Source organism: Rhizobium sp. AB2/73 (assembly GCF_020871915.1).
Lineage (GTDB): Bacteria > Pseudomonadota > Alphaproteobacteria > Rhizobiales > Rhizobiaceae > Rhizobium > Rhizobium dioscoreae.
Genome location: NZ_CP067071.1, coordinates 1,366,705 through 1,388,058, shown reverse-complemented (window position 1 = coordinate 1,388,058; position 21,354 = coordinate 1,366,705). Strand labels below are relative to the sequence as shown.

Here is a 21,354-nt window from a genome sequence, read left to right as displayed (position 1 = left end):
GCCGTCAGCAGGCGGTGAATTCAACCAAAATCGACGCAAGCAGGCTCAATTGGGCCGGTTTCGCCGCCTAACATAATTAAAGGCGCTTCTGCAGTGCCCAAAAGTTGATACTGCATTGCACAATTCAGCGTTAGGATAACTTGGCATTAGGCTCTGGATCATATAGCTAGTCGGTAGTCGCTTAACCTTTTGGCGCTTTTTATGGCGTCAATCCCGCCAAATCTTGGAGGATCAGCATGACGGAACAAAGCGCGAAACTAACTTGGGGTGAAAAGACGGTGGACCTGCCGGTCAAGACCGGAACCATCGGCCCGAGTGTCATTGATATTGGTGCCCTTTATAAGAACACCTCCACTTTCACTTACGATCCTGGTTTCACCTCCACCGCGTCGTGCGAGTCGAGCATTACCTATATCGATGGCGACGAAGGCGTTCTGCTGCACCGCGGCTATCCGATCGATCAGCTGGCCGAACACGGCGATTTCCTCGAAGTTTGCTACCTCCTTCTCTACGGTGAACTGCCAACGGCAGCGCAGAAGAAGGACTTCGATTATCGCGTGACCCACCATACGATGGTGCACGAGCAGATGTCGCGCTTCTTCACCGGCTTCCGCCGCGACGCACATCCGATGGCCGTCATGTGCGGCTGTGTCGGCGCGCTCTCCGCCTTCTATCACGACTCCACCGACATCACCGATCCGCACCAGCGCATGGTCGCAAGCCTGCGCATGATCGCCAAGATGCCGACGCTTGCCGCCATGGCGTACAAGTACCATATCGGCCAGCCCTTCGTTTATCCGAAGAACGACCTCGACTACGCGTCGAACTTCCTGCGTATGTGCTTTGCCGTTCCGTGCGAAGAATATGTGGTCAATCCGGTACTTGCCCGTGCCATGGACCGCATCTTCATCCTGCATGCCGATCACGAGCAGAATGCTTCCACGTCGACGGTTCGTCTGGCAGGCTCTTCCGGCGCCAATCCGTTTGCCTGTATCGCTGCAGGCATTGCCTGCCTCTGGGGACCGGCTCACGGCGGCGCCAACGAAGCTGCGCTGAACATGCTGAACGAAATCGGCACGGTCGACCGCATTCCGGAATTCATCGCCCGCGCCAAGGACAAGAACGATCCCTTCCGCCTGATGGGCTTCGGCCACCGCGTCTACAAGAACTACGATCCGCGCGCCAAGATCATGCAGAAGACGGCGCACGAGGTTCTCGGCGAACTCGGTATCAAGGACGACCCGCTGCTCGACATCGCGATCGAGCTGGAGCGCATCGCTCTCACCGATGAATATTTCATCGAGAAGAAGCTGTACCCGAACGTCGACTTCTATTCCGGCATCACGCTGAAGGCTCTCGGCTTCCCCACGACCATGTTTACCGTTCTTTTTGCTCTTGCCCGCACCGTCGGCTGGATCGCCCAGTGGAACGAAATGATCGAGGATCCGCATCAGCGCATCGGCCGTCCGCGCCAGCTCTACACCGGCGCTCCGCTGCGCGAATATGTACCTGTTTCCAAGCGTTAAGCTTCGGTATTGAAACAAAAAAACCGGTCAGAGATGACCGGTTTTTTTATGGGCTAGAACGTCCAGAACAATCTGCGCAGCCTTGTCGCCGGGCGGCTCCTCTGTCTGCATCCGTTCCCAGACCAGATCGTAGCCAGCAAGCATCGCCGCACGCTCCGGCGTGTCGCTCGACAGGCGCTCCATATAACGTGCCAGCATGCCCGGCCGCAGAACATCGTTGATGAGCTCAGGCAGAACGGCATAGTCTGCGATGAGGTTCGGCAAGGCGGCCGTCCAGATCTTGATGCGCGACAGCACGAATTTCGCCAGCCATTCCGTCTTATAGGTCGAGACTACGGGAACGCCCGCCAGCCCAAGCTCCAGGATTACGGTTCCGGAGGCTGCCATGGCGGCATCCGCCTTGGCAAAGGCACTCCATTTGGCATCCTGGCCGACGAGTATATCCGGCTTGACCTGCCAATTAGCCGTCAAAGAGCGAACCACCGCCTCCTGCCGCGGCACGGTCGGCAGCAGAAAATGAACATTATCATTTCTCCGGCTAAGTTCTTCGGTAGCCCGTTCAAAAACCGGAAGGAGATGCCGGATCTCCGATGCACGCGATCCGGGCAAAAGCAGGATCGTCTTTGCCACATGAGCGCCGGCCAGACCGCGCAAGGCGCGCTGACGTCGCGTCTCCACAAGATTGGCATCGACCGTCAGGCGGTGGCCGACATAAGTGGTTGCCGGACCGCCCAGGCGCTTCATGGCAGCAGGTTCGAACGGCAAGACGGCCAGCACATGGTCGACATAGGCAAGCATCTGCTGTGCGCGATATTCTTTCCACGCCCAGACACTGGGGCAGACGTAATCGATAACAGGCAGATCGGGCAACGCCTTGCGCACCCGCTTGGCAACGCGATGGGTGAAATCGGGGCTGTCGATGATCACAAGCACGTCCGGCTTTGCAGCAATAATCGCATCCGCCGTCTGCCGGATGCGGGCCAGCAGCTTTGGCAACCGCTTGATGACCTGAATGAAACCCATGATCGAGAGTTCGGAATAATCGAAGAGCGAGCGCAGGCCCTGCGCCTCCAGTGCCTCGCCACCGACCCCCACTAGCTCGACCGGACCATCATGGCGTCGCTTCAGGGCTGCGACGAGATCGCCGCCCAGCAGATCGCCGGAGACTTCGCCGGCAACGACGGCAAGCTTCAAAGACGCTGCGCTCACATGAAGCCCTCCGCGCTCAGGCCGCGGTCGATGCCGCAGACGAAAATACCGGCCTCATCGGCGGCAGCGATCACCGCTTGCCGATCAAGGATCAAGGCCCTGCCGGCTTCGACTGCGACGCCGCCCAGGCCAGCCTTCTTGGCATTCGACACTGTAGAAACGCCGATCGAGGGCAGATCGGCCCGAATATCCTGCTGCGGTTTGCAGAGCTTGACGAGCACGCCGCGCCGGCGCGTCGAGATGCGTCCTGCTGCGCGCAGCTCGGCAACTCGCTCGATCATCTTATCGGTACCCTCGGCGCCTTCGAGCGCAACAACGCGGCCGCCGACGCTGACCGCGCCCTGCCCGACATCCAGGAGCCCCAGTGCATCCGCCGCCTTCGCGCCCTGAGCGATATCGCGCAGATCCTCTTCCACCGGCGAGATTTTTCCAAGCGGGCCGGTCGTCGCCAAGAGATCCGGTGCGATTTCATGCGCACCCACGACGCGAACCCCGCCAGCTTCGATCAGGCGAATGACCATCTGCAGGACGGCATTGTCGCCGCCCGAAAGAAGCGTGCGGATGGTAGAGGGCAGTTCCTTGATGACCCGCCAGGTCGGATGCACCTGCCGCCATGAAGGGCGTCGTGCAACACCGCCCGACATGACAACACGATCGACGCCATGTCGGCGGAACATTGCCTCGAGACCGGCAAAATTGCCGACGCCGAGATTGGCGTAATCAAAGGCAGACCAATCGCGATCGGCCTCGTCGGTCAAAGCGATGATAACGGGATTTTCACCGGCCTGCCGGGCGGCTTCGGCGACGTAAACCGGCAAAAGGCCACTGCCTGCGATGATCGCCAGTCTGCCCTTGCCATTTTCGCTGGCCGAAACCACCCTCAGCTCTTGCCACGATTCGGCGATGAAAGCGCGCGGTCGCTATCGGCAGCAATGAAATCGAGAATTTCCATTACTTCCTTGCAATCGGTATATTCCTCGCGGATAGCCGCCGCATTGTCGCGGATGGATCCTTCGGCTTCGAAGATGCTCTTGTAGGCGCGGCGAACGCGGTGAATCACCGCGCGATCGATCCCTGCACGCGTCATTCCGACGACGTTCAACCCCGACAATACGCCCGGATTGCCGTTCAACATGCCGTAAGGAATGACATCATAGCTGGCTGCCGTAAGGCCCCCGATGAAGGCTTGCCTGCCTATGCGGGTAAACTGGTGCACAGCGCAGCCGCCGCCAAGAATGGCGCGGTCTTCGATGGTGACGTGTCCGGCCAGCATGACGTTATTCGACATGATGACATTGTTGCCGACGCGGCAATCATGTGCGACGTGCGAATTGGCAAGGAACAGGTTGTTGTTGCCGACAATCGTCCTGCCGCCGTAGTCGGCCGTACCGGTATTGATCGTCACGCCCTCGCGGATCGTGCAGTTCTCGCCGACATCAAGCGTCGTTTCCTCGCCATGATGGTGGACGCTCTGCGGATCGCCACCGATAACAGCCATCGGAAAGATCTTCGTTCCCTTGCCGATTGTCGTACGACCGGTCACAACGGCATTATTGAGCAACTGAATATCGTCATGCAGCACAACCTTGGGACCGACATAGCAGAACGGGCCGACAACAACATTCTCGCCGATGACCGCGCCGTCTTCGACAACCGCCAGCTTATGGATGCGGGCGCTCTTTGCGATGCTGCTCATGCCTGTTCCTGATCCTTCCGTACGATCATCGCACCGATATCGGCCTCGGCGACCAGCGAACCGTCAACCTTGGCATCGCAATGGAACTTCCAGATGGTCCCGCGCTGCTTCTGCTTGACGACGTGGAATTCGACACGGTCGCCCGGAACGACCGGCCTACGGAAGCGGGCGTTGTCGATCGTCATGAAGTAAACGAGGTTACCGCCGATGCCGTCCTTGCGGGCGCAGATCGCACCGGCCGTTTGCGCCATTCCCTCGATGAGCAGCACGCCCGGCATGATCGGCGACTCCGGGAAATGTCCGGTAAATTGCGGCTCGTTCGCCGTTACGTTCTTGATGCCGATCGCGGAATTATCGCTATCGATCTCGATGATCTTGTCGACCATCAAGAAGGGATAGCGATGCGGCAAAAGCTTCATAATTTCGATGATGTCAGCCGACGACAGCGACGTCTTGGCTTCCTCAGTCATGCTCCGCACTCCCGTCCTTCTTGTCTCTGGCTCCTGACCGCTTCGCGATCTCCGCCGATTCCCTTAGAAAATCCCAAAGCGGCCGCGCCGGAAGACCCGCATAGCGCTCGCCCGCCGGGATGCTGTTCATCACGCCGCTCTTGGCACCGATCTGCACGCCGTCGCCAATGTGGATATGCCCGTTGAGGCCTGCCTGTCCGCCAATCTGCACGCCATCGCCGATCACCGTGCTGCCGGCAATGCCGACCTGGCTGACGATAGCACAGTGGCGACCGATGCGGACGTTATGTCCGATCTGGACCTGATTGTCGATCTTCGTGCCTTCGCCGATCACGGTATCATCCATGGTGCCGCGATCGATCGTTGTATTGGCGCCAATCTCGACATTGTCCTGGATGATGACGCGGCCGATCTGCACGATCTTGACCATGCCGCGCGGTCCCGGCGCATAGCCAAAACCGTCCTGGCCGATGCGCGTGCCATTGTGGATGATGACGCCATTGCCGATATAGGCGCAGAGCACACTCGCACCCCCGCCGATGCTGCAATTGCGCCCGATCTTGACACCCGGCCCGATGAGGGCGTTAGGGCCGATATAGGTCCCCTCGCCGATCTCCGCACCAGGGCCGATGATCGCACCGGGCTCGATGCCGATATTGGCCTCCAGCTTAGCGGTCGCATCGATGGTCGCAGCGGGAGAAATCACGAGCGGATTCGCCGTGAACGTAACCGGCCGCATGGCTTGCGGATGCAGCAACGCGCCGGCAATGGCGAAATCCGTATGCGGCTTCTTCGACAGAAGGACCGGGATGTGATCGGGAACGAAAGACTTCAGTGCCGGAAGGCAAATGATGGCTGAAGCCTTGCAGGTCTCCAGCTCAGCGCGATTCTTTCGGGAAAGGATATAACAAACGTCACCCTCGCCTGCCCGATAGACGGGAGCGATAGATCTGATGACGACCTCGGAAGAGGCCGTATCAGCCAGCTCCGCCCCAAGATGCTCAGCCAGTTGTTTCAAGCTGACGCCACCATGGGGCGGGAAAAAACCAGTATGTTCCATAAGCACCAGCTCCAGAACGGTGTTCAAGCCCGCAGTTCTGGACTGCCGATATCAGAACTGGTTGGCGATGCCAAACCGGAAATTCTCGGTCTTGTCGTAATCTTCCTTCAAGACCGGCACGGCGTAATCAACGCGGATGACACCGAACGGCGACGACCAGATCAGACCGGCACCGAGCGATGCACGGATCGAGCTGTCGTTATGAAGCGTATCGCCAAAGAGATTCGCCTTATTGCCGTAGAGCGTGCCTGCATCAGCGAAGGCTGCGATACGCAGGCCGATATCCTGGGGAACGCCCGGCATCGGCATGCTCGCTTCAGCCGAAGCGGTGAAGTAGGTCGTACCACCGAGCGGATCGCCATGCGACGAACGCGGACCGATACCTGCATTCTCGAAGCCGCGGATTTCACGGCCGCCGAGCGTAAACTGATCGAAGACGTTCAGCTTGCCATTCGTCGGCATCACGTAGCCGGCACCCACTGTCAGCGAGCCGATGATATCGGCTTCGTCGCTGATCATCTGGTAGTAACGAGCCTTACCGCTCAACTTGTAGAAGTCAGAGTCGCCGCCGAGACCCGCAAATTCATGCGTGAACTTGGCGATGATACCTTCACGCGGAAGGTTCTGATCATCAAGCGTGTTGTAGGTGAAGGTCTGCGAAACCGTCGACTGTACCCACGGACCGTTCTCAACAAGGTTGAGATACGGAGCCGAAAGGTTGTTCTGCCAATCGTTCGTGCCGTCGTAAGTCAAGCGCTTGTAGTTGTAGCGCAGTGTCGTTGCCAGGTTCTCGGTAATCGGCGCGGTGACGCGCAGCGAGAAGCCTTCTTCCGAATAATCGTAGTAATCGTCGCTCGACGTCTGGTTCTTGAAGATATCGAAACCGGCAGCCAGACGATAACCGAGGAAATAAGGCTCGGTGAACGAGATGTTGTAGGTACGATTGCCTTCCGTACCGGCACCTGCGGCGAGACGGATGTACTGACCGCGACCGAGGAAGTTCTTTTCTTCGACCGAAGCTTCCAGAAGCAGACCGCCATTGTTGCCGACGGCGTAGCCGGCACCGATACCGAAGGAGCCCGTCGGCTGGTCTTCGACGTTGACGATGACGATGACGCGGTCCGGAGCACTACCCTGAGCCGTCGAGATATCGACCTTGGTGAAATAGCCGAGCGCGTCGAGGCGGCGCTTCGCGCGCGTGATCATTTCCTGGTTGAAGGCATCGCCTTCGTTCAGGTCGAACTCGCGGCGGATGACGTAGTCGCGCGTGCGGGTGTTGCCGCGGATTTCAATGCGCTCGACATAGGCACGCTCGCCCTGGTCGACCAGATATTCGATGCCGATGGTGTGGCCGGACAGATCGCGGTTGCCGCGCGGCGTGATGCGGGCGAACGGATAGCCGGCAGCCGCGACACGCTTGGAAATGTTCTCGATCGAGGTCTGGATATCCTTGGCGCTGTAGACATCGCCCTTGTGGGTGATGACAAGGCCTTTCAGCTCGTCGGCATTGATACCTTCGACGGTCGAGATGACGTTGATATCGCCGTAAGTATAACGCGGACCTTCATCGACGTTGAAGTTCAGCGTGTATTCGTTGCTCTGCTCGTTCAGCGTCGCATCGGCACTGACGACCCGGAAGTCGGCATAACCGTGATTGTAGTAGAACTGACGCAGCTGATCCTGGTCGGCTTGCAGACGTTCGGGGCTGTAGACGTCCTTGCGCGTCAGGAACGACAGGAAGTTGCTCTTCTTCGTGCCGATGACCGAAGCAAGGCGACCGCTGCCATAGGCCTGGTTGCCCGAAAAGTTGATCTTGTCGATCTTGGTACGCTCGCCCTCGTTGATAACGAAGGCCACGTTCAGACGGCCCGGCGCGACCTCGGCGGTCTGCGTCGTCACCTGCACATCGTTACGACCGATGGATGCATAGGCATCCTTGATGGTCTTGACGTCAGCCTGAACGGTCGCCTCGTTATACGGGCCGGCAGCGTGCGTCTGGACGATACCCTGAAGCTTGTCGTCCTTGATCTTGCGGTTGCCGTTGAAGACCACGGCGTTGATGAGCTTGTTTTCGCTGACCGATACAACCAGCGTGCTACCCGAAACGGTAATGTGGACATCAGAGAAATATCCGGTGGCATAGAGCTGCTTCACCGAAGCATCAATGTCACTGGCGGAGAAGCTCTTGCCGGGCTTGATCGTGATATTATCCCGAACGGCTGTCTCGCCGACGCGTCCAGCACCGCGAACGTCAACCCGCTGAATAACAGCTGCTTCAGCGACAGAAGCAGAGGCAAGGGTGATCACACCAGCGCCCGACGCAACAACACCTGCAGACAGCGCTACCGCCGACACTGCGTTCAAAAATTTTGAACCAGCCTTCATTTCACTTCTTACCTTTTTTCAATCGTCCCCAGCCCCGAGCGAACCCGATTCCGGCCACGTGTGTCGTTTTACCCGCTTTTGACATACAAGCAAGGGAGCACGTTAATTTCTGTTTACTTCATTTCAAAGCGTGGCTCATTCGCCACTACGGCTTTGAAACATCGTAAATAAATCGTAATTTTCCTCTCGTCGCCCCGCTAGCCTATTCTGGAACTAATATCGTTCCAGGTTGCAAACACCATGAGTGAGAGCACCATCGCAAATCCAATCCGGAAAGCGATATCCTGCGCCCGTGCACCCAGAGGTTTTCCCCTTACGGCTTCAATCGCATAGAACATCAGATGGCCGCCATCAAGTACCGGGACGGGCATCAAATTTAATAACCCTATTGAAACAGAAAGTATGGCGGCGAATTGGAGCACCGCGGCAAAGCCTAGGGTTGCCATTTGCCCGGAGAGTTGCGCGACCCGGATCGGCCCGCCGAGCTGATCGGCCTTCATATATCCGCCGATGACGTTGCCGAGATATTCGAAAGTGCCGGAAACGATACTGCCGGTCTGCTTCACACCTTCGGTAAGCGCCTGCAGCGGCCCGTAAGCCTCGTAACGCAGCCTGATCGGCTTCTGACCATCGCTGATGCCGATCGTGGCAATCTCCGTCCGTGCGCCGAAGACATCGGTCTCCTCCGACTTTCTCGGCGTCACCGATACGTCACGGGTCTGGCCATTATGCTCGATCGACAGTGCCATGGGCTTGTCGGCATGAGCAGCCGCATAACGCTGCACTTCGCCGATAGATCCGATCGCCCGTCCATCCACAGAAAGAATGCGGTCACCAAGTTCCAAGCCCGCCGTCTGAGCCGGACTGTCGGCCCCAACCGACGCGATCAACGGATCGATCGGCGCGATACCGATGCTGCCGACATCCTTCTTGTTTCCGGATGCATCCGTATCCGCCAATGTCGCGGTCACGATCGGCAAATCGCGGATCACGCCATCGCGCTGGATGGTCAGCACGATGCTCTTGCCGGGGCGCTCGGCGATGTAACGGCCGATATCGTAATAAGTAGCGGCATTATTGCCATCGACGGCAATCAGACGGTCTCCCGCCTGTACACCGGCCTTTGCCGCCGGTCCGGCCGGTTCCACCGCAGTCACCACCGGATCGACGAGCGCGATACCGATACGGCCCATTTCCATCTTGTTGCCGAACTGATCGGTGTCCTCGACCAGTTTCGGAACGATCCGAAAATCGCGATTCTGGCCGTCGCGGTCGACGGTCAGTACGATAGCGCGGCCCGGGCGCAGGCCGACATAGCGCTGCACTTCATCGAAAGTCGTCACCTTGTTGCCATCGACGGCGATCAGGCGGTCGCCTGGTTCGATGCCGGCTTCCGCGGCAGCACCGTCGCGCGTCACCATGGCCACGACCGGATCGGCAACCGTGCGGCCGTAAACGCTGAAAAGGACTGCGAAGATCACAATGGCGAGCAGGAAATTGGCGATCGGTCCGGCCGCAACGGTTGCAGCCCGCTTCCAGAGCCTGGCTCCGGCGAACGATTGGGCGCGCTCCTCCTCCGTCATGGCCGAGAGCTGATCCACATCGGTCTTGCTGGAGGCGTCCTCGTCGCCGAAGAATCGTACATAACCGCCGAGCGGAATGAGGGAGAGCTTCCAGCGCGTACCGTGTCTATCGGTAAATCCGGCAATCTCCGGCCCGAAGCCGATCGAAAAAGCCATGATGCGGATGCCCGACCAACGACCGACCAGATAGTGGCCCATCTCATGCACAAAAACGAGCAACGACAGCACAAAGACAAATGTGATGACGTTGTTCGTCAAGAAACCGATGAAGCCAGCCGCGCTACCCATGCAACGATCCTGTTCGTGTTAGAGCGGTTCAGCTTTCACGGAAGCTCCGAACCGTTCCATCTTTCTGTTTTCTCGCAATTCCAGACGGAAAACCGCTGCGCACTTTTCCTGGAATTGCTTCAGTATCAGACCCCGAGCAGAACGCCGCCCAATGAAAAGGTCTCGCCGCTCATTGTCAGCGTTATTACGATAGCCAACAAAAACGCTGCAAAACAAGCAAAAATTAGTCCATCGACCCGATCCATGACGCCGCCATGTCCGGGAATCAGATGGCTCGAGTCTTTCACGCCAAACTTGCGCTTGACGAACGATTCGAACAGGTCGCCGATCTGGCTGCAGACGGAAAGCACCAGGGCAAGGAGAGGAATCCACAGGTCTTCGGCTGAAAAGAAGCTCCAGACGACCGCCGTTCCCGCGATGACGGCCGCCATAGCACCGCCGATGGCGCCCGACCAGGTCTTGCCCGGCGATATGCTCGGCGCGAGCTTCGGCCCCCCGATAGCGCGGCCGGCGAAATAGGCAAAGATGTCCGTCGCCCATACCGTGGCAAAGACGAACAGCATCAGCACGAAGCCGCGAAAATCGTCATCGCGGATCTCGGCAAGGGCAATTGCCGTCAATCCGGAATAGAATATGCCGCCCGGCAGCCACCAGCTCTTTCCACGTATGGCGACCATGATCGCGGTAACAGCAACGAAGGCGGCCAGAACCTCGATGGAATAGACGGATTCGCTCAATGCCGTCGCACCGGCGATCAATACGAGCCCAAGCCAGCCGAGCGCGTTTCCCTGAGGATCGCGGCCATGCAGATCCGATATCGTCGACCATTCATAATAGACGAGCAGACCGATCACGGCGGCCAGCAGACGAAAGCCTGAGCCGCCATACCAGGTGGCAGCAAGAACGATGGCAGCGAGAATGATGCCGGAAATAATGCGCAGCCTGAGTTCCCGGCTCATCAGGACCCCACGGCCGCCGCCTGCTTGGCGGAAAGGCCGCCGAAACGCCGGTCGCGCGCAGCATATTTCTCCAGCGCGGAGAAAAAGAGCTCGCGGCTGAAATCGGGCCAATAATCCGGCACGAACATGAATTCCGAATAAGCGGCCTGCCAGAGCAGGAAATTCGAAAGCCGCTCCTCGCCGCTCGTGCGGATGATGAGATCGGGATCAGGAATACCGGCGGTGTCCAGACGGGCATCGACCAGCTCCGGCGTGATATCCTGCGGGCGCAGCCGCCCGGCCTCGACATCCTTTGCAAGGCCGGCAAAGGCACGCGTGATTTCGTCGCGCGAGCCGTAATTGAAGGCGATGACCAGAGTCAGAGCCGTGTTGTTCCTGGTGGTCTCCTCCGCCTCGATCAGCAAGGGCAGGATATCACCGCGCAGGCCGCTGCGGTCGCCGATGACGCGGATGCGCACATTCTGGCGATGAAGCTCGGCAAGGTCCCTCCGGATGAAGGCCTTTAGGAGGCCGAGGAGATCGCTCACCTCCGCCTCGGGCCGGCGCCAGTTCTCCGAGGAGAAGGCGAACAGCGTCAGATATTTTATGCCGATGTCGCCTGCCGCCCGCACCGTCTCCCGAACCGCCTCCACGCCCTTGCGATGGCCCATGGTGCGCGGCAGACCGCGCGCATTGGCCCAGCGTCCGTTGCCGTCCATGATGATGGCAACGTGTTCAGGTACGACAGAGAACGTAGGAGCTGACATATGGGTCCGGTTTCGTTCGGCGGAAAGATGCTCTGGCCTCATAATCTAGGGCGCAGCCGCCGCTTTCAATATTGCGAAAATCGAAAGCGCGACACTCCCCGGCATGCGATCAGACGTGCATGATTTCCTTTTCTTTGTCGGCTAGCAAGCGGTCGATTTCCGAAATCGTCTCATCCGTCATCTTCTGCACACGTTCAGAGAGAGAGCGGCTCTCGTCTTGACCGATTACGCCATCCTTTTCGGCCTTTTTGAGGCCATCCATGCCATCACGGCGCACGTGGCGAATCGCCACCTTCGCCTTTTCCGCGTATTCATGGGCAACCTTCACCAGCGAACGGCGGCGCTCCTCATTGAGTTCCGGCAGCGGGATGCGCAGGTTCTGGCCGTCAACGATCGGGTTGAGGCCGAGATTGGATTCGCGGATGGCGCGCTCGACGGCACTGACCATCGATTTGTCCCACACCGAAACCGTCAGCATGCGCGGCTCCGGCACGGTGATATTGGCCACCTGGTTCAGCGGCATGCGCGAGCCGTAGGCTTCGATCGTCACAGGATCGAGGATGTTGGCGGATGCGCGCCCGGTACGCAGTGAGGCGACGTCGCTCTTGAATGCCGCAATGGCGCCGTCCATACGGCGCTTCAGTTCCTTGAGATCGCTGGCTTCACTCATGTCTATACTCCCCTGTAATGAGGCGACACCGGGGCTTACCCGGCGTCACAGGAATGTCAGTTGTCTGATACGATGGTCTTGCGGCCGCCGCCGGTCAAGATTTCCGCAAAGCCGCCCTTCTCGTGTATGGAGAAGACGACGATCGGAATGGAATTTTCGCGTGCAAGCGCCACGGCGGCGACGTCCATGACGGCCAGCCCCTTTTCGAGCACCTGACTATGGGTCAGATGATCGAAGCGTTCAGCATCGGGGAACTTCTTCGGATCGGCGGAATAGATACCGTCGACCTGGGTACCCTTGAAGATCGCTTCGGCGCCCATTTCGGCGGCACGCAGCGCGGCAGCAGAATCCGTCGTGAAGAACGGATTGCCGGTGCCACCGGCGAAGATCACCACGCGGCCGAGCGAAAGGTGGTAGAGCGTGGCGCGCTGCGAAAAGCTTTCGCAGATTTCCGGCATGGAGATGGCCGAGAGCACGACGGTATCGATATTGAGCTTGCGCAGCGAGGTCGCCAGCGCCAGCGCATTGATGACGGTGCCGAGCATACCCATGTGGTCGCCGGTCACGCGGTCACCGCCCTTGGAGGCCACGGCCACCCCTCGGAAGATATTGCCGCCGCCGACCACGACGCCGACTTCGACACCCATGGCGCGCGCCTGTGCGATATCACCGGCAATCCGGTCGGCGACGGTGACATCGATACCAAAACCCTGGCTGCCCATCAGAGCTTCACCAGAGGCCTTGAGCAACACGCGCTTGTAGATCGGCTGGGACATCGTAGCTCCTTGACGTGATCATCGGGGGAATGATTGTGAAAGCCGGATACACGAAGGGCACCGCGTTGTCACGCGATGCCCATACGTTTTCCCTGATATGGTTTCACCAAACCGGAATATGTCTCTTTTCGACCGTGCTTTTCCGCACCTCTTCAAATTGCGGAAAAGCCCTATCGTTTTGTTTCCTTACGCATTCCGAACGGAAAACCGCTACGCACTTCTCCTGGAAATGCTCAGATCAGCCCTTGGCGACAGCCGCAACTTCTGCGGCGAAATCGCTTTCTTCCTTCTCGACGCCTTCGCCGAGCAGCAGGCGGGCCATGCCGGTGATTTCGATCGGGGCACCGGCGGTCTTTTCAGCTTCCTTGAGGGCAGCACCGACCGTCAGGTCCGGATTGATGACGAAAGCCTGCGACAGAAGAGCGACTTCCTCGAAGAACTTGCGCATGCGGCCCTCGACCATCTTCTCGATGATGGCTTCCGGCTTGCCGGATTCGCGGGACTGTTCGATGAAGACGTTGCGTTCGCGCTCGGCAACGGCGGCGTCGACTTCTTCCGCGCGGATAGCCAGCGGGTTGGTAGCAGCAATGTGCATGGCAATCTGGCGGCCGATCGACGTCAGAACAGCCTTGTCGCCGACCGACTTCAGAGCGACCAGAACGCCGAGCTTGCCGATACCGTCGCCGGCAGCATTATGGATGTAGGTCGCTACAACGCCATGCTCGACTTCCAGCTTGGCCGCGCGACGGAGCGTCATGTTCTCGCCGATGGTGGCGATCGCGTCCTTGATGGCGTCGGCGACCGGCTTGCCGGATGCGGGATAGGTCGCAGCCGAAATGGCTTCAACGGTACCGTCAGTGGACAGCGCAACTTCAGCGATGCCGCGAGCGAGGTCCTGGAAGGCATCATTACGGGCAACGAAGTCGGTTTCCGAGTTGAGCTCGACAACAACAGCCTTGTGACCAGCGCCGGCAATGGCGATCAGGCCTTCAGCGGCGGTGCGGCCGGACTTCTTGTCGGCCTTGGAGATGCCCTTGGCGCGCAGCCAGTCGATCGCGGCTTCGATATCGCCGTTCGTCTCGGTCAGCGCCTTCTTGCAGTCCATCATGCCTGCGCCTGACTTTTCGCGCAGTTCTTTCACCAGTGCAGCCGTAATCTCGGTCATAAGCTTCCTCTTGTCGGTTCATACGGTGCGGCAAACGACATAAAACCGAAGCGGCACCGATTTGAGGGACGAAATGTACCCGTAAGTATGACAGCGTTATGAAACCGCGTCATACTGTGGAATTCTTGATTGGAACATGCCTGGTTTTACCGCCCAGGCAAAGCGTTACCAAAAACGCGATAAGGCCGCTCGAACTTCTTGAAGTCGCAAACGGCCTTATCCCGGATGTCATTGCGCTTGGGCAGACGTTTTATTGTCCGCCGCACCGCGCGATCAGGCTTCGGTGCCGTCCGCCAGGGTCGGCTCGACCGGAGCTTCTTCGGAAGCGCCGAGGTCACGGCCCGATGCGCTCTGCTGGCGAGCGATACCGTCGATGGCAGCGCGCGAGATCAGGTCGCAATAAAGAGCGATGGCGCGCGAAGCGTCGTCGTTGCCCGGGATCGGATAGTCGATCAGGTCCGGATCGCAGTTCGAGTCGATGATGGCGACGACCGGGATGCCGAGGCGCTTGGCTTCGTCGATCGCGATCTTTTCCTTGTTGGTGTCGATGATGAACATCAGGTCCGGCGTGCCGCCCATGTCCTTGATACCGCCGAGAGCCTTGTCGAGCTTTTCGCGTTCGCGCTCAAGGTTCAGACGCTCCTTCTTGGTGAAGCCCTGGGCTTCGCCGGAGAGGATTTCGTCGAGCTTGCGCAGGCGCTGGATCGAGTTGGAGATCGTCTTCCAGTTGGTCATCATGCCGCCGAGCCAGCGGGCGTTGACGTAGTACTGAGCCGAACGCTTCGCACTGTCGGCGATCAGTTCGGACGCCTGACGCTTGGTGCCGACGAACAGAACGCGGCCGCCACGGGCAACGGTGTCGCTGACAACCTGCAGGGCGCGGCTCAGCAACGGAACCGTCTGGGCGAGGTCGATGATGTGGATGTTGTTACGATCGCCGAAAATGTACGGCTTCATCTTCGGGTTCCAGCGGTGCGTCTGGTGACCGAAGTGAACACCTGCTTCGAGAAGCTGGCGCATAGAAAAATCGGGCAATGCCATGCCTTTGTATCCTTTTCCGGTTGAACCTCCGCAAGGCGAACAGCATCCTCTTCGAGAATGCCACCGGGCGGAAAAATCCGGATTTCTCCCGGACAATCCCATGCCTTACGTGTGGAATGCGGGTGCCCATACCTTCGATTCGCTTGGAATGCAAGGCTTTTGGATCAAAAAAGCAATCTCGCCATGCCCTCAACTGGCCAATTTATCAAGAAGCGCCAGCATGACATTGGCATCCGGCATAGGCAATACGGCATCGATCTCGGCCGGCAGCAGGCCGGCGATGGCATTGTCGGCATCGCCGGTCGCGGTGCCGAGCGGTCCGCGGAAACCGTGCCTGGTCCAGGCGAGCTCCTGCAATCGCGGGCTGACGAGAGCTTCGATCATGCGATCGACCTGTTCGTCGATCGCGATCAACGGATGCGCGGAATAGACGGTTGGATGCGGATAGAGCACGACCGGCTTGGCGCTGTTGCTCGCCTGAACCCTCTTCCAACGCTGCGGATCGGCGATGATCCATTCCACCAGCTGATTCTCATAGCCGACGATCATCGGTTCGCCGCCAATACCGCCCGCGAGATACTGTTCGAACAGCTTGCCCGACGAAGACGACTTGAAACCCATGTTACGAAAGATCGCCTGGGCCTTGTCCCCGAACTGCGCGAGGTCGTCCGGGCTCGCGACGTTGCCGCTGAGTAGGCTGAGCACCAGGCCGGAAAACATGAAGCCTGAATTGGAACGATTCGGATCGGTCGACACGATCCGAGCCTGGCCATAGAGTGAGTTGACGCCGAGCTTCGACCAGTTCGTGCCGGCAAGCACGGCATCCAGCAGCGCCTTGAGATCAAGCTGGTGCTGCCCCTCCGGCGTCGTGTTGACGAGCCCCGCCTTGGTCAATCCATCGACGACCGGCTGCCAGGAATAGACGACGACGGGCGTGTTGAGGATGACGCGATCGTTGCGGATCTTAATACCATGCTGCCGGGCGATATCGACCATGATCGACGAGGATGGCCAGAGGAAGGCGGGGTTCTGCGACAGAAGCGCCTGCTCCCGCACCATTTCCACGGAGCCTGCGACGCGGCTGTTGATCTCAAGGCCATGACTGTGCAGTGCCGATACCACGTCGGCATCGGCAAGGAATGCCTCCTTCTCGCCGCCGATGAATCCGAAGAGCTTGGTGCTGTTGCCGAGCAGCCCCTGCAGCTCCGGCCTGTCCTTGACGGCGAAATAGCCTCCGGTCCCTGCGACACCGGCGGCAAGAAGCCCTACTCCAAAAGCGCGGCGGGAAATGGCCATCAGCGTCCTATATCCTCTTTGAGTGAGGCCTGTATGAGGCGCAGCTCCGTATCAAGCGTATCGAGCCTGTCTTCGATCAGGCTGTCGGAATAGTGTACGAAAGCATCTTCCAGTTTGGTCAGAACGAGACCGACCTCCTGAAGGCGCGCAACATCCGGCTGGCGTTTCGCCTCGATGACGGCAAAGCCCTCCGCCACCTCCGCGGCCCGCGGCAGATAGTAGCTGAGGAACCGCCTGACGGTGCCGGCGCTTTCCGGATTGGCTTCCACCTTCGCAAAGACGTCCGCGGCGATCTCCGCCAGATGCCGCACCCGTTTTGCCACATCCTTGCTGCCGATCTGGTTCGCCGACGCTTCCAGCCTTTCGGCCGCGGGAGCAGCCGTGCTCAACAGGTCGCGGGCGAACTCCAGACGCCCCCTGCCAATCGCCTTCGCATCCAGCCCCTCGAACATGCGCTTAGGTGCAAGGACGAAAATCAGGCCGATGAAGACCAAAAGACCGATGATGGCGGCAATCCATATCGGCATGCCGGCAAGGAAGCTGAGCACGGGAACGACGATCGCGGCAGCAAGCCCCGCCACAATCCAATTCCAGTCATTGCCGAACCAATTGCGCATTATCGTCCTAGAGCAATTCCAGCAAAAATGCGAAGAGGTTTCGCGTCCGGAATTGCGTGAAAACAAAGAGATAGAGCATTTTTGACTCCGTTCAGAACAGAAATGCTCTAGTTATAGCCGCGCACCGCCCGGAATGCGCTGACCAGATCACCACGGCCGTCGAAGACGCGCGCGGAGGTCTCCTGCGCGAGGGCATCGAGCTGCCGCTTGTCGGCATCGCCGAAGGTGATGCCGAACACTGGCACATGCGGGCTTACCGATGCCCAGCGGCTCATGAAATAGCCATTCCCATCATCTGATTTTCCATCGGTCATGATGACGATCGCGGGCAGGTAGGATGACAGCTCTTGCGTCGACTTCATCCAGTCGAGCGCCTTGCTCGCACAGGCATACATATCGGTACCTCCACCCGCATGCTGACGCGAGACCCTTTCGACCAACATCTTCTGCTGATCGGGCCTCCCGGTCGCCTCGATCGTGGTGCGCACATTGGCGTCAAAGGGAATGACGATGATGCGATCGGCTGGCGTCCATTGCGCGAGGACCTTGCCTGTTTCGTCCGGGTTGAACAGGAATTGCATGGCCGCCTGAAGCTGTTCTTCGCCCTTGCCCGCCATCGAGCCCGAAAAATCGAGGCAGAGAGCCGTCAGCGAAGGCTTGCGCAGCGCCACCTGATAAAGATCAAGCGCCTGACGGATCATGGCAGGCTCCGGCATGCGGATGGCCGTCACGATCCGGGTCGGATCGAAATTCCATGTCAGGTCCGGCTTGGCGGCAATATCGGAAAGCGGGATGCGGCGACCCGTATCGGCAATGCGTTTCTGCACTGGCGCGGAACGCAGATAGTCGACGAGCTGGTTGAAGAAGGTCTCGACCTCCTGCCCTCGCCCGTGATCGACAAAGCCGATAGGCGAATCGGCGACGACGACGCCATCGGCGGGGTAGATGGCATAGAGTGGCTCGTTGCCCATGCCGGCAAGCTTGTCATTGGTTTCCTTCAGGATCGCTTCGTAATTCCACATAGCGTCGTAAAGCACACCCCTGCCGGCGGAGTCCGTATAGAGATCCGCAAGCCAGCCCGACGACCCCGAAGAACGCTCCACACCGCCAAGCAGCGCGCGAACCGCGCTCTGGACATCCGGCTTGTCGAGATCGCCCGGCTCTATCACCGGCTTGTTGCCGAGCGCACTCGACAGCATGGCAAGATAGGCACTGGCGCCGGAGTTGGATTGCGTGGCCGATGTCATGAGAAACTTCAGCGAACCGCTTTTCACTGCCGCCAGTATGTCCTTCATATAGACCGGCTTGCCGACCCAGCCGAGCGCCTCGGCTTTGGATTTGCGCACGCCGAGAATGACAGGCATCTGCGCGACCGATGTCAGCGACTTCACGCGACGCTTGGTGTCGAACATATCGACCCAGACACCCGACGCCGGCCAGACGGCATCCTGTTCGACGCCCTGTTCGCTCTGGAGTGCCAGACCGATATCCAGCGTACCCTCATAGGTGAAACTGCAAGTCGCCTGCTTCTCCTTGCAGAACTCTTCGACGATCGGCTGCAGGACGGTATTTTCAGAGCCGGAAATGATCGAGAATTTCGAGACTTGCCCGCCGACATTGCAACTGCTCAACAGAAGTGCGCCTGCCAGCGTCAGCGCGGTAGCAAAAGTGCGGATTGCCATGGGTTCACCGCGCCTCGATCATCGCCTTCTTGAGTTCAATGGTCATTTTCTGCATCCGCTCTTCGGCTTCGGCCCGCTTGGCGCGGCCATCCTCCTGCACCTTCAAGACGCCGTTGATCGTGTCGATCAGGTCACGGTTGGCGGCGGCGAGCGTGTCGATGTCGACGATACCGCGCTGCGATTGCTGTTCTATGGCAATCGCCTGGTCCTTCATCATATTCGACGCCTGGCGGATCATGTCGTTGGTGGCGTCGGTGACGGTCTTCTGCAGTTCGAGCGCGGACTTCTGCTGCGTCAGGCCCAGCAGGATCACCATCTTCTGCTTCCAGGCCGGCACGGTCAGCGCCGACGTCGCCTGCAGGTTCTCGATCAGGGTTTCGTCACCGGCCTGAACGATACGGATCTGCGGCAATTGCTGAATGCCGAGCTGGCGTGCCTGCTGCAGGTAGAAGACCCGCTTTTCCAGGCGATCGAGGGCCTGTAGGCTATCCTGATAGACCTGCGCCTCCAGCATGCCGCCGCCAGGATTAGCCGAAGCCGCATCTGCGGAACTTTTCAGGCGCGGAAGCTCGGTCGCACGAAAACGCTCGGCAAAATCCTTGCCGGCCTGCACATAGGCATCGAGCTGCACGATGGACTGCTTTGTCTCTTCATGCAGATCGTCCAGAAGGGCGATGTCCCGGCGCAGAATATCCTTGTGACGGTCAAGCTCGAGCCCGATGCGATCGATCTGGCCGGCTACGTCTTCGAACTGCTCCTTGAAACGCTCCAGCTTCGCCCTGAAAGAGGAAAACATCCGCGATAGGAAGCCCTCGTCCTTCAACGAGGCAGGATCGAGCTTCTTCGACTTGACGATGATATCGGTCAGCAACTTGCCGACTTCGCCGAGATCGCGGTTACGCACCTCGCGCAGGATACGATCGGAATAATCGGAAACGGCCTGCTGGGCGCGGTCGCCATAGACGGAAATGCCGGCCCGGTCGGTCAGATCTATGCTGTCGCCGATGCGGGCGATTTCCGCCGGATCGGCCGCGACGACCGGCAGCGTGTTATTGGAACTCGTGGAGATACCGCTATTGCTCATAGGTCGTGCTTTCTCGTCCATAGACTCGGGAGCCGACCGCAAAAATTGCCAATCGCCTCAAGACGATGCCCCCGCGCGCCCCGCTACAATTTCAGATCGAAACAGAGATAATCCGCACTTACTTCCGCGTGTCGATCATTTCACACAATAGTGAGACTTGGATCACAGTTTTATGACAGAGGTTTTGCACGTTGAACGAGAGTCTATTGGCACGCCTTCGTACCGAGAACTTCAAGCTTGGTGAGCTTGCCGGTCAGCACAAAGTCACCATAATCCATGGTGAGGTCGCGCGTGATGCCGTTCTCGTAGAGTTTAAAGGACATCCGGTAGACGGGCATGGCATCGCCGGTGGACTTTTCGTTGAAATAGGCCACGGTCACCGGCCAGAAAGGCGTCTTGGAGAAGGCGCCAGCCTTGTCGGCATCGGGATCATCGATCGCCGGCGTCTGTTCCTTGCCGACGACGGTGGTGGCGATCAGCGGCTTGTCCCCATCGTCGGAACCGTCGAAAACCTGCGCCTCGAAGAAATTCTTGCCGAGCTTCGCATTGTGGATAATGTCGAGCATATGCTCCGTCGGGAAACGGCTCTCGATGATCTGGACCTGCTTGTTGTGCGGCTGGGTGAGGTCGACCTTGATGCCCTTCTGGTCGTCGCTTGCGGCGCCGCGCACATCCTTGTCGAGCTGGCTGTCGGTATAGGACTTGGTCTCGAAGCGGAACAGCCGCTTGCCGAGATCCTCGAAGGTCGTCGTCTGCTGGTCGCTGACGCGCGTTGAGTCCCCCGTATCGATCTTCGTCACGAAGCGGAAATTGGTGGTGAATCCGGTGCAATCCGAGCCTTCGAACTCATAGACCATGCGGCCGACCATGCCGGAGATGCCGGAGCGATCGGAGGCATCCTTCAGTTCGAGATCATAGACGGCGCGATGCGCGATCAGCCCGCTCGGACCGGCAGCATGGGCTGCCGAGGTTCCCAGTGACAGAATGCTCAGGCCCGAAACGACGGTAGCAGCAAGACTCGAGCGGAACATTCATTATCTCCTGTTGGACTCGCACGCGATGTTATAAGAACGCTTTCGGCTGAAACGAGGCTGCCGATCC

Annotated in this window: 19 protein-coding genes; 1 reads left to right on the top strand and 18 read right to left on the bottom strand. The window is 59.0% G+C overall.

The features are described 5' to 3' along the window. Positions 1-236 precede the first annotated feature (236 nt). Positions 237-1,526, top strand: a complete 1,290-nt coding sequence (gene gltA, locus I8E17_RS07010) for a citrate synthase (protein WP_015339806.1) — start codon at positions 237-239, stop codon at positions 1,524-1,526. Positions 1,527-1,553: 27 nt separating this feature from the next. On the opposite strand, the gene lpxB is transcribed toward gltA, so the two are convergent. The 18 genes from lpxB to I8E17_RS06920 form a co-directional block, all read right to left on the bottom strand. Continuing rightward, entirely contained in the window at positions 1,554-2,735 is a 1,182-nt protein-coding gene (gene lpxB / locus I8E17_RS07005) for a lipid-A-disaccharide synthase (protein ID WP_069612098.1), read from the bottom strand. Continuing rightward, on the bottom strand, positions 2,732-3,613 hold the full coding sequence (locus I8E17_RS07000; protein WP_069612097.1) for an LpxI family protein: 882 nt from the start codon (positions 3,611-3,613) through the stop codon (positions 2,732-2,734). The genes lpxB and I8E17_RS07000 overlap by 4 nt, the downstream gene beginning before the upstream one ends. A 2-nt stretch (positions 3,614-3,615) precedes the next feature. Next, positions 3,616-4,431, bottom strand: a complete 816-nt coding sequence (gene lpxA, locus I8E17_RS06995; protein ID WP_069612096.1) for an acyl-ACP--UDP-N-acetylglucosamine O-acyltransferase — start codon at positions 4,429-4,431, stop codon at positions 3,616-3,618. Beyond that, on the bottom strand, positions 4,428-4,901 hold the full coding sequence (gene fabZ / locus I8E17_RS06990; protein ID WP_069612095.1) for a 3-hydroxyacyl-ACP dehydratase FabZ: 474 nt from the start codon (positions 4,899-4,901) through the stop codon (positions 4,428-4,430). Before fabZ ends, lpxA begins: the two co-directional genes overlap by 4 nt. Further along, on the bottom strand, positions 4,894-5,961 hold the full coding sequence (gene lpxD, locus I8E17_RS06985) for a UDP-3-O-(3-hydroxymyristoyl)glucosamine N-acyltransferase (protein ID WP_069612094.1): 1,068 nt from the start codon (positions 5,959-5,961) through the stop codon (positions 4,894-4,896). The genes fabZ and lpxD overlap by 8 nt, the downstream gene beginning before the upstream one ends. A gap of 51 nt (positions 5,962-6,012) precedes the next feature. Continuing rightward, positions 6,013-8,346 (bottom strand): outer membrane protein assembly factor BamA, encoded by a 2,334-nt coding sequence (gene bamA, locus I8E17_RS06980; protein ID WP_069612093.1) that lies wholly within the window; start codon positions 8,344-8,346, stop codon positions 6,013-6,015. 197 nt (positions 8,347-8,543) lie between these two features. After that, positions 8,544-10,217 carry an RIP metalloprotease RseP gene (gene rseP / locus I8E17_RS06975; RefSeq protein WP_069612092.1) on the bottom strand — a complete coding sequence of 558 codons (1,674 nt, stop codon included), beginning with the start codon at positions 10,215-10,217 and terminating at the stop codon, positions 8,544-8,546. A gap of 125 nt (positions 10,218-10,342) precedes the next feature. Beyond that, positions 10,343-11,176: a phosphatidate cytidylyltransferase gene (locus tag I8E17_RS06970; RefSeq protein WP_069612091.1), complete on the bottom strand. Its 834-nt coding sequence runs from the start codon at positions 11,174-11,176 to the stop codon at positions 10,343-10,345. Continuing rightward, a complete protein-coding gene (locus I8E17_RS06965) occupies positions 11,176-11,922 on the bottom strand; it encodes an isoprenyl transferase (protein ID WP_069612090.1) in 747 nt (248 codons plus the stop codon). Before I8E17_RS06965 ends, I8E17_RS06970 begins: the two co-directional genes overlap by 1 nt. A gap of 109 nt (positions 11,923-12,031) precedes the next feature. After that, on the bottom strand, positions 12,032-12,592 hold the full coding sequence (gene frr / locus I8E17_RS06960) for a ribosome recycling factor (protein WP_069612089.1): 561 nt from the start codon (positions 12,590-12,592) through the stop codon (positions 12,032-12,034). A 56-nt stretch (positions 12,593-12,648) separates the two neighbouring features. Beyond that, on the bottom strand, positions 12,649-13,368 hold the full coding sequence (gene pyrH, locus I8E17_RS06955; protein ID WP_069612088.1) for a UMP kinase: 720 nt from the start codon (positions 13,366-13,368) through the stop codon (positions 12,649-12,651). A 238-nt stretch (positions 13,369-13,606) separates the two neighbouring features. After that, on the bottom strand, positions 13,607-14,533 hold the full coding sequence (gene tsf / locus I8E17_RS06950; protein WP_069612087.1) for a translation elongation factor Ts: 927 nt from the start codon (positions 14,531-14,533) through the stop codon (positions 13,607-13,609). A gap of 273 nt (positions 14,534-14,806) precedes the next feature. Further along, positions 14,807-15,574, bottom strand: a complete 768-nt coding sequence (rpsB, locus tag I8E17_RS06945; RefSeq protein WP_069612086.1) for a 30S ribosomal protein S2 — start codon at positions 15,572-15,574, stop codon at positions 14,807-14,809. Between the two features lie 189 nt (positions 15,575-15,763). Continuing rightward, on the bottom strand, positions 15,764-16,870 hold the full coding sequence (locus I8E17_RS06940) for a substrate-binding domain-containing protein (protein WP_219510738.1): 1,107 nt from the start codon (positions 16,868-16,870) through the stop codon (positions 15,764-15,766). Further along, positions 16,870-17,487, bottom strand: a complete 618-nt coding sequence (locus tag I8E17_RS06935) for a 5-bromo-4-chloroindolyl phosphate hydrolysis family protein (RefSeq protein WP_069612084.1) — start codon at positions 17,485-17,487, stop codon at positions 16,870-16,872. The genes I8E17_RS06940 and I8E17_RS06935 overlap by 1 nt, the downstream gene beginning before the upstream one ends. A gap of 107 nt (positions 17,488-17,594) precedes the next feature. Next, on the bottom strand, positions 17,595-19,169 hold the full coding sequence (locus I8E17_RS06930) for a substrate-binding domain-containing protein (protein WP_069612083.1): 1,575 nt from the start codon (positions 19,167-19,169) through the stop codon (positions 17,595-17,597). 4 nt (positions 19,170-19,173) lie between these two features. After that, on the bottom strand, positions 19,174-20,253 hold the full coding sequence (locus I8E17_RS06925; protein ID WP_069612082.1) for a toxic anion resistance protein: 1,080 nt from the start codon (positions 20,251-20,253) through the stop codon (positions 19,174-19,176). Positions 20,254-20,456: 203 nt separating this feature from the next. Then, entirely contained in the window at positions 20,457-21,284 is an 828-nt protein-coding gene (locus I8E17_RS06920; RefSeq protein WP_069612081.1) for a cell envelope integrity EipB family protein, read from the bottom strand. Between the last annotated feature and the right edge of the window lie 70 nt (positions 21,285-21,354).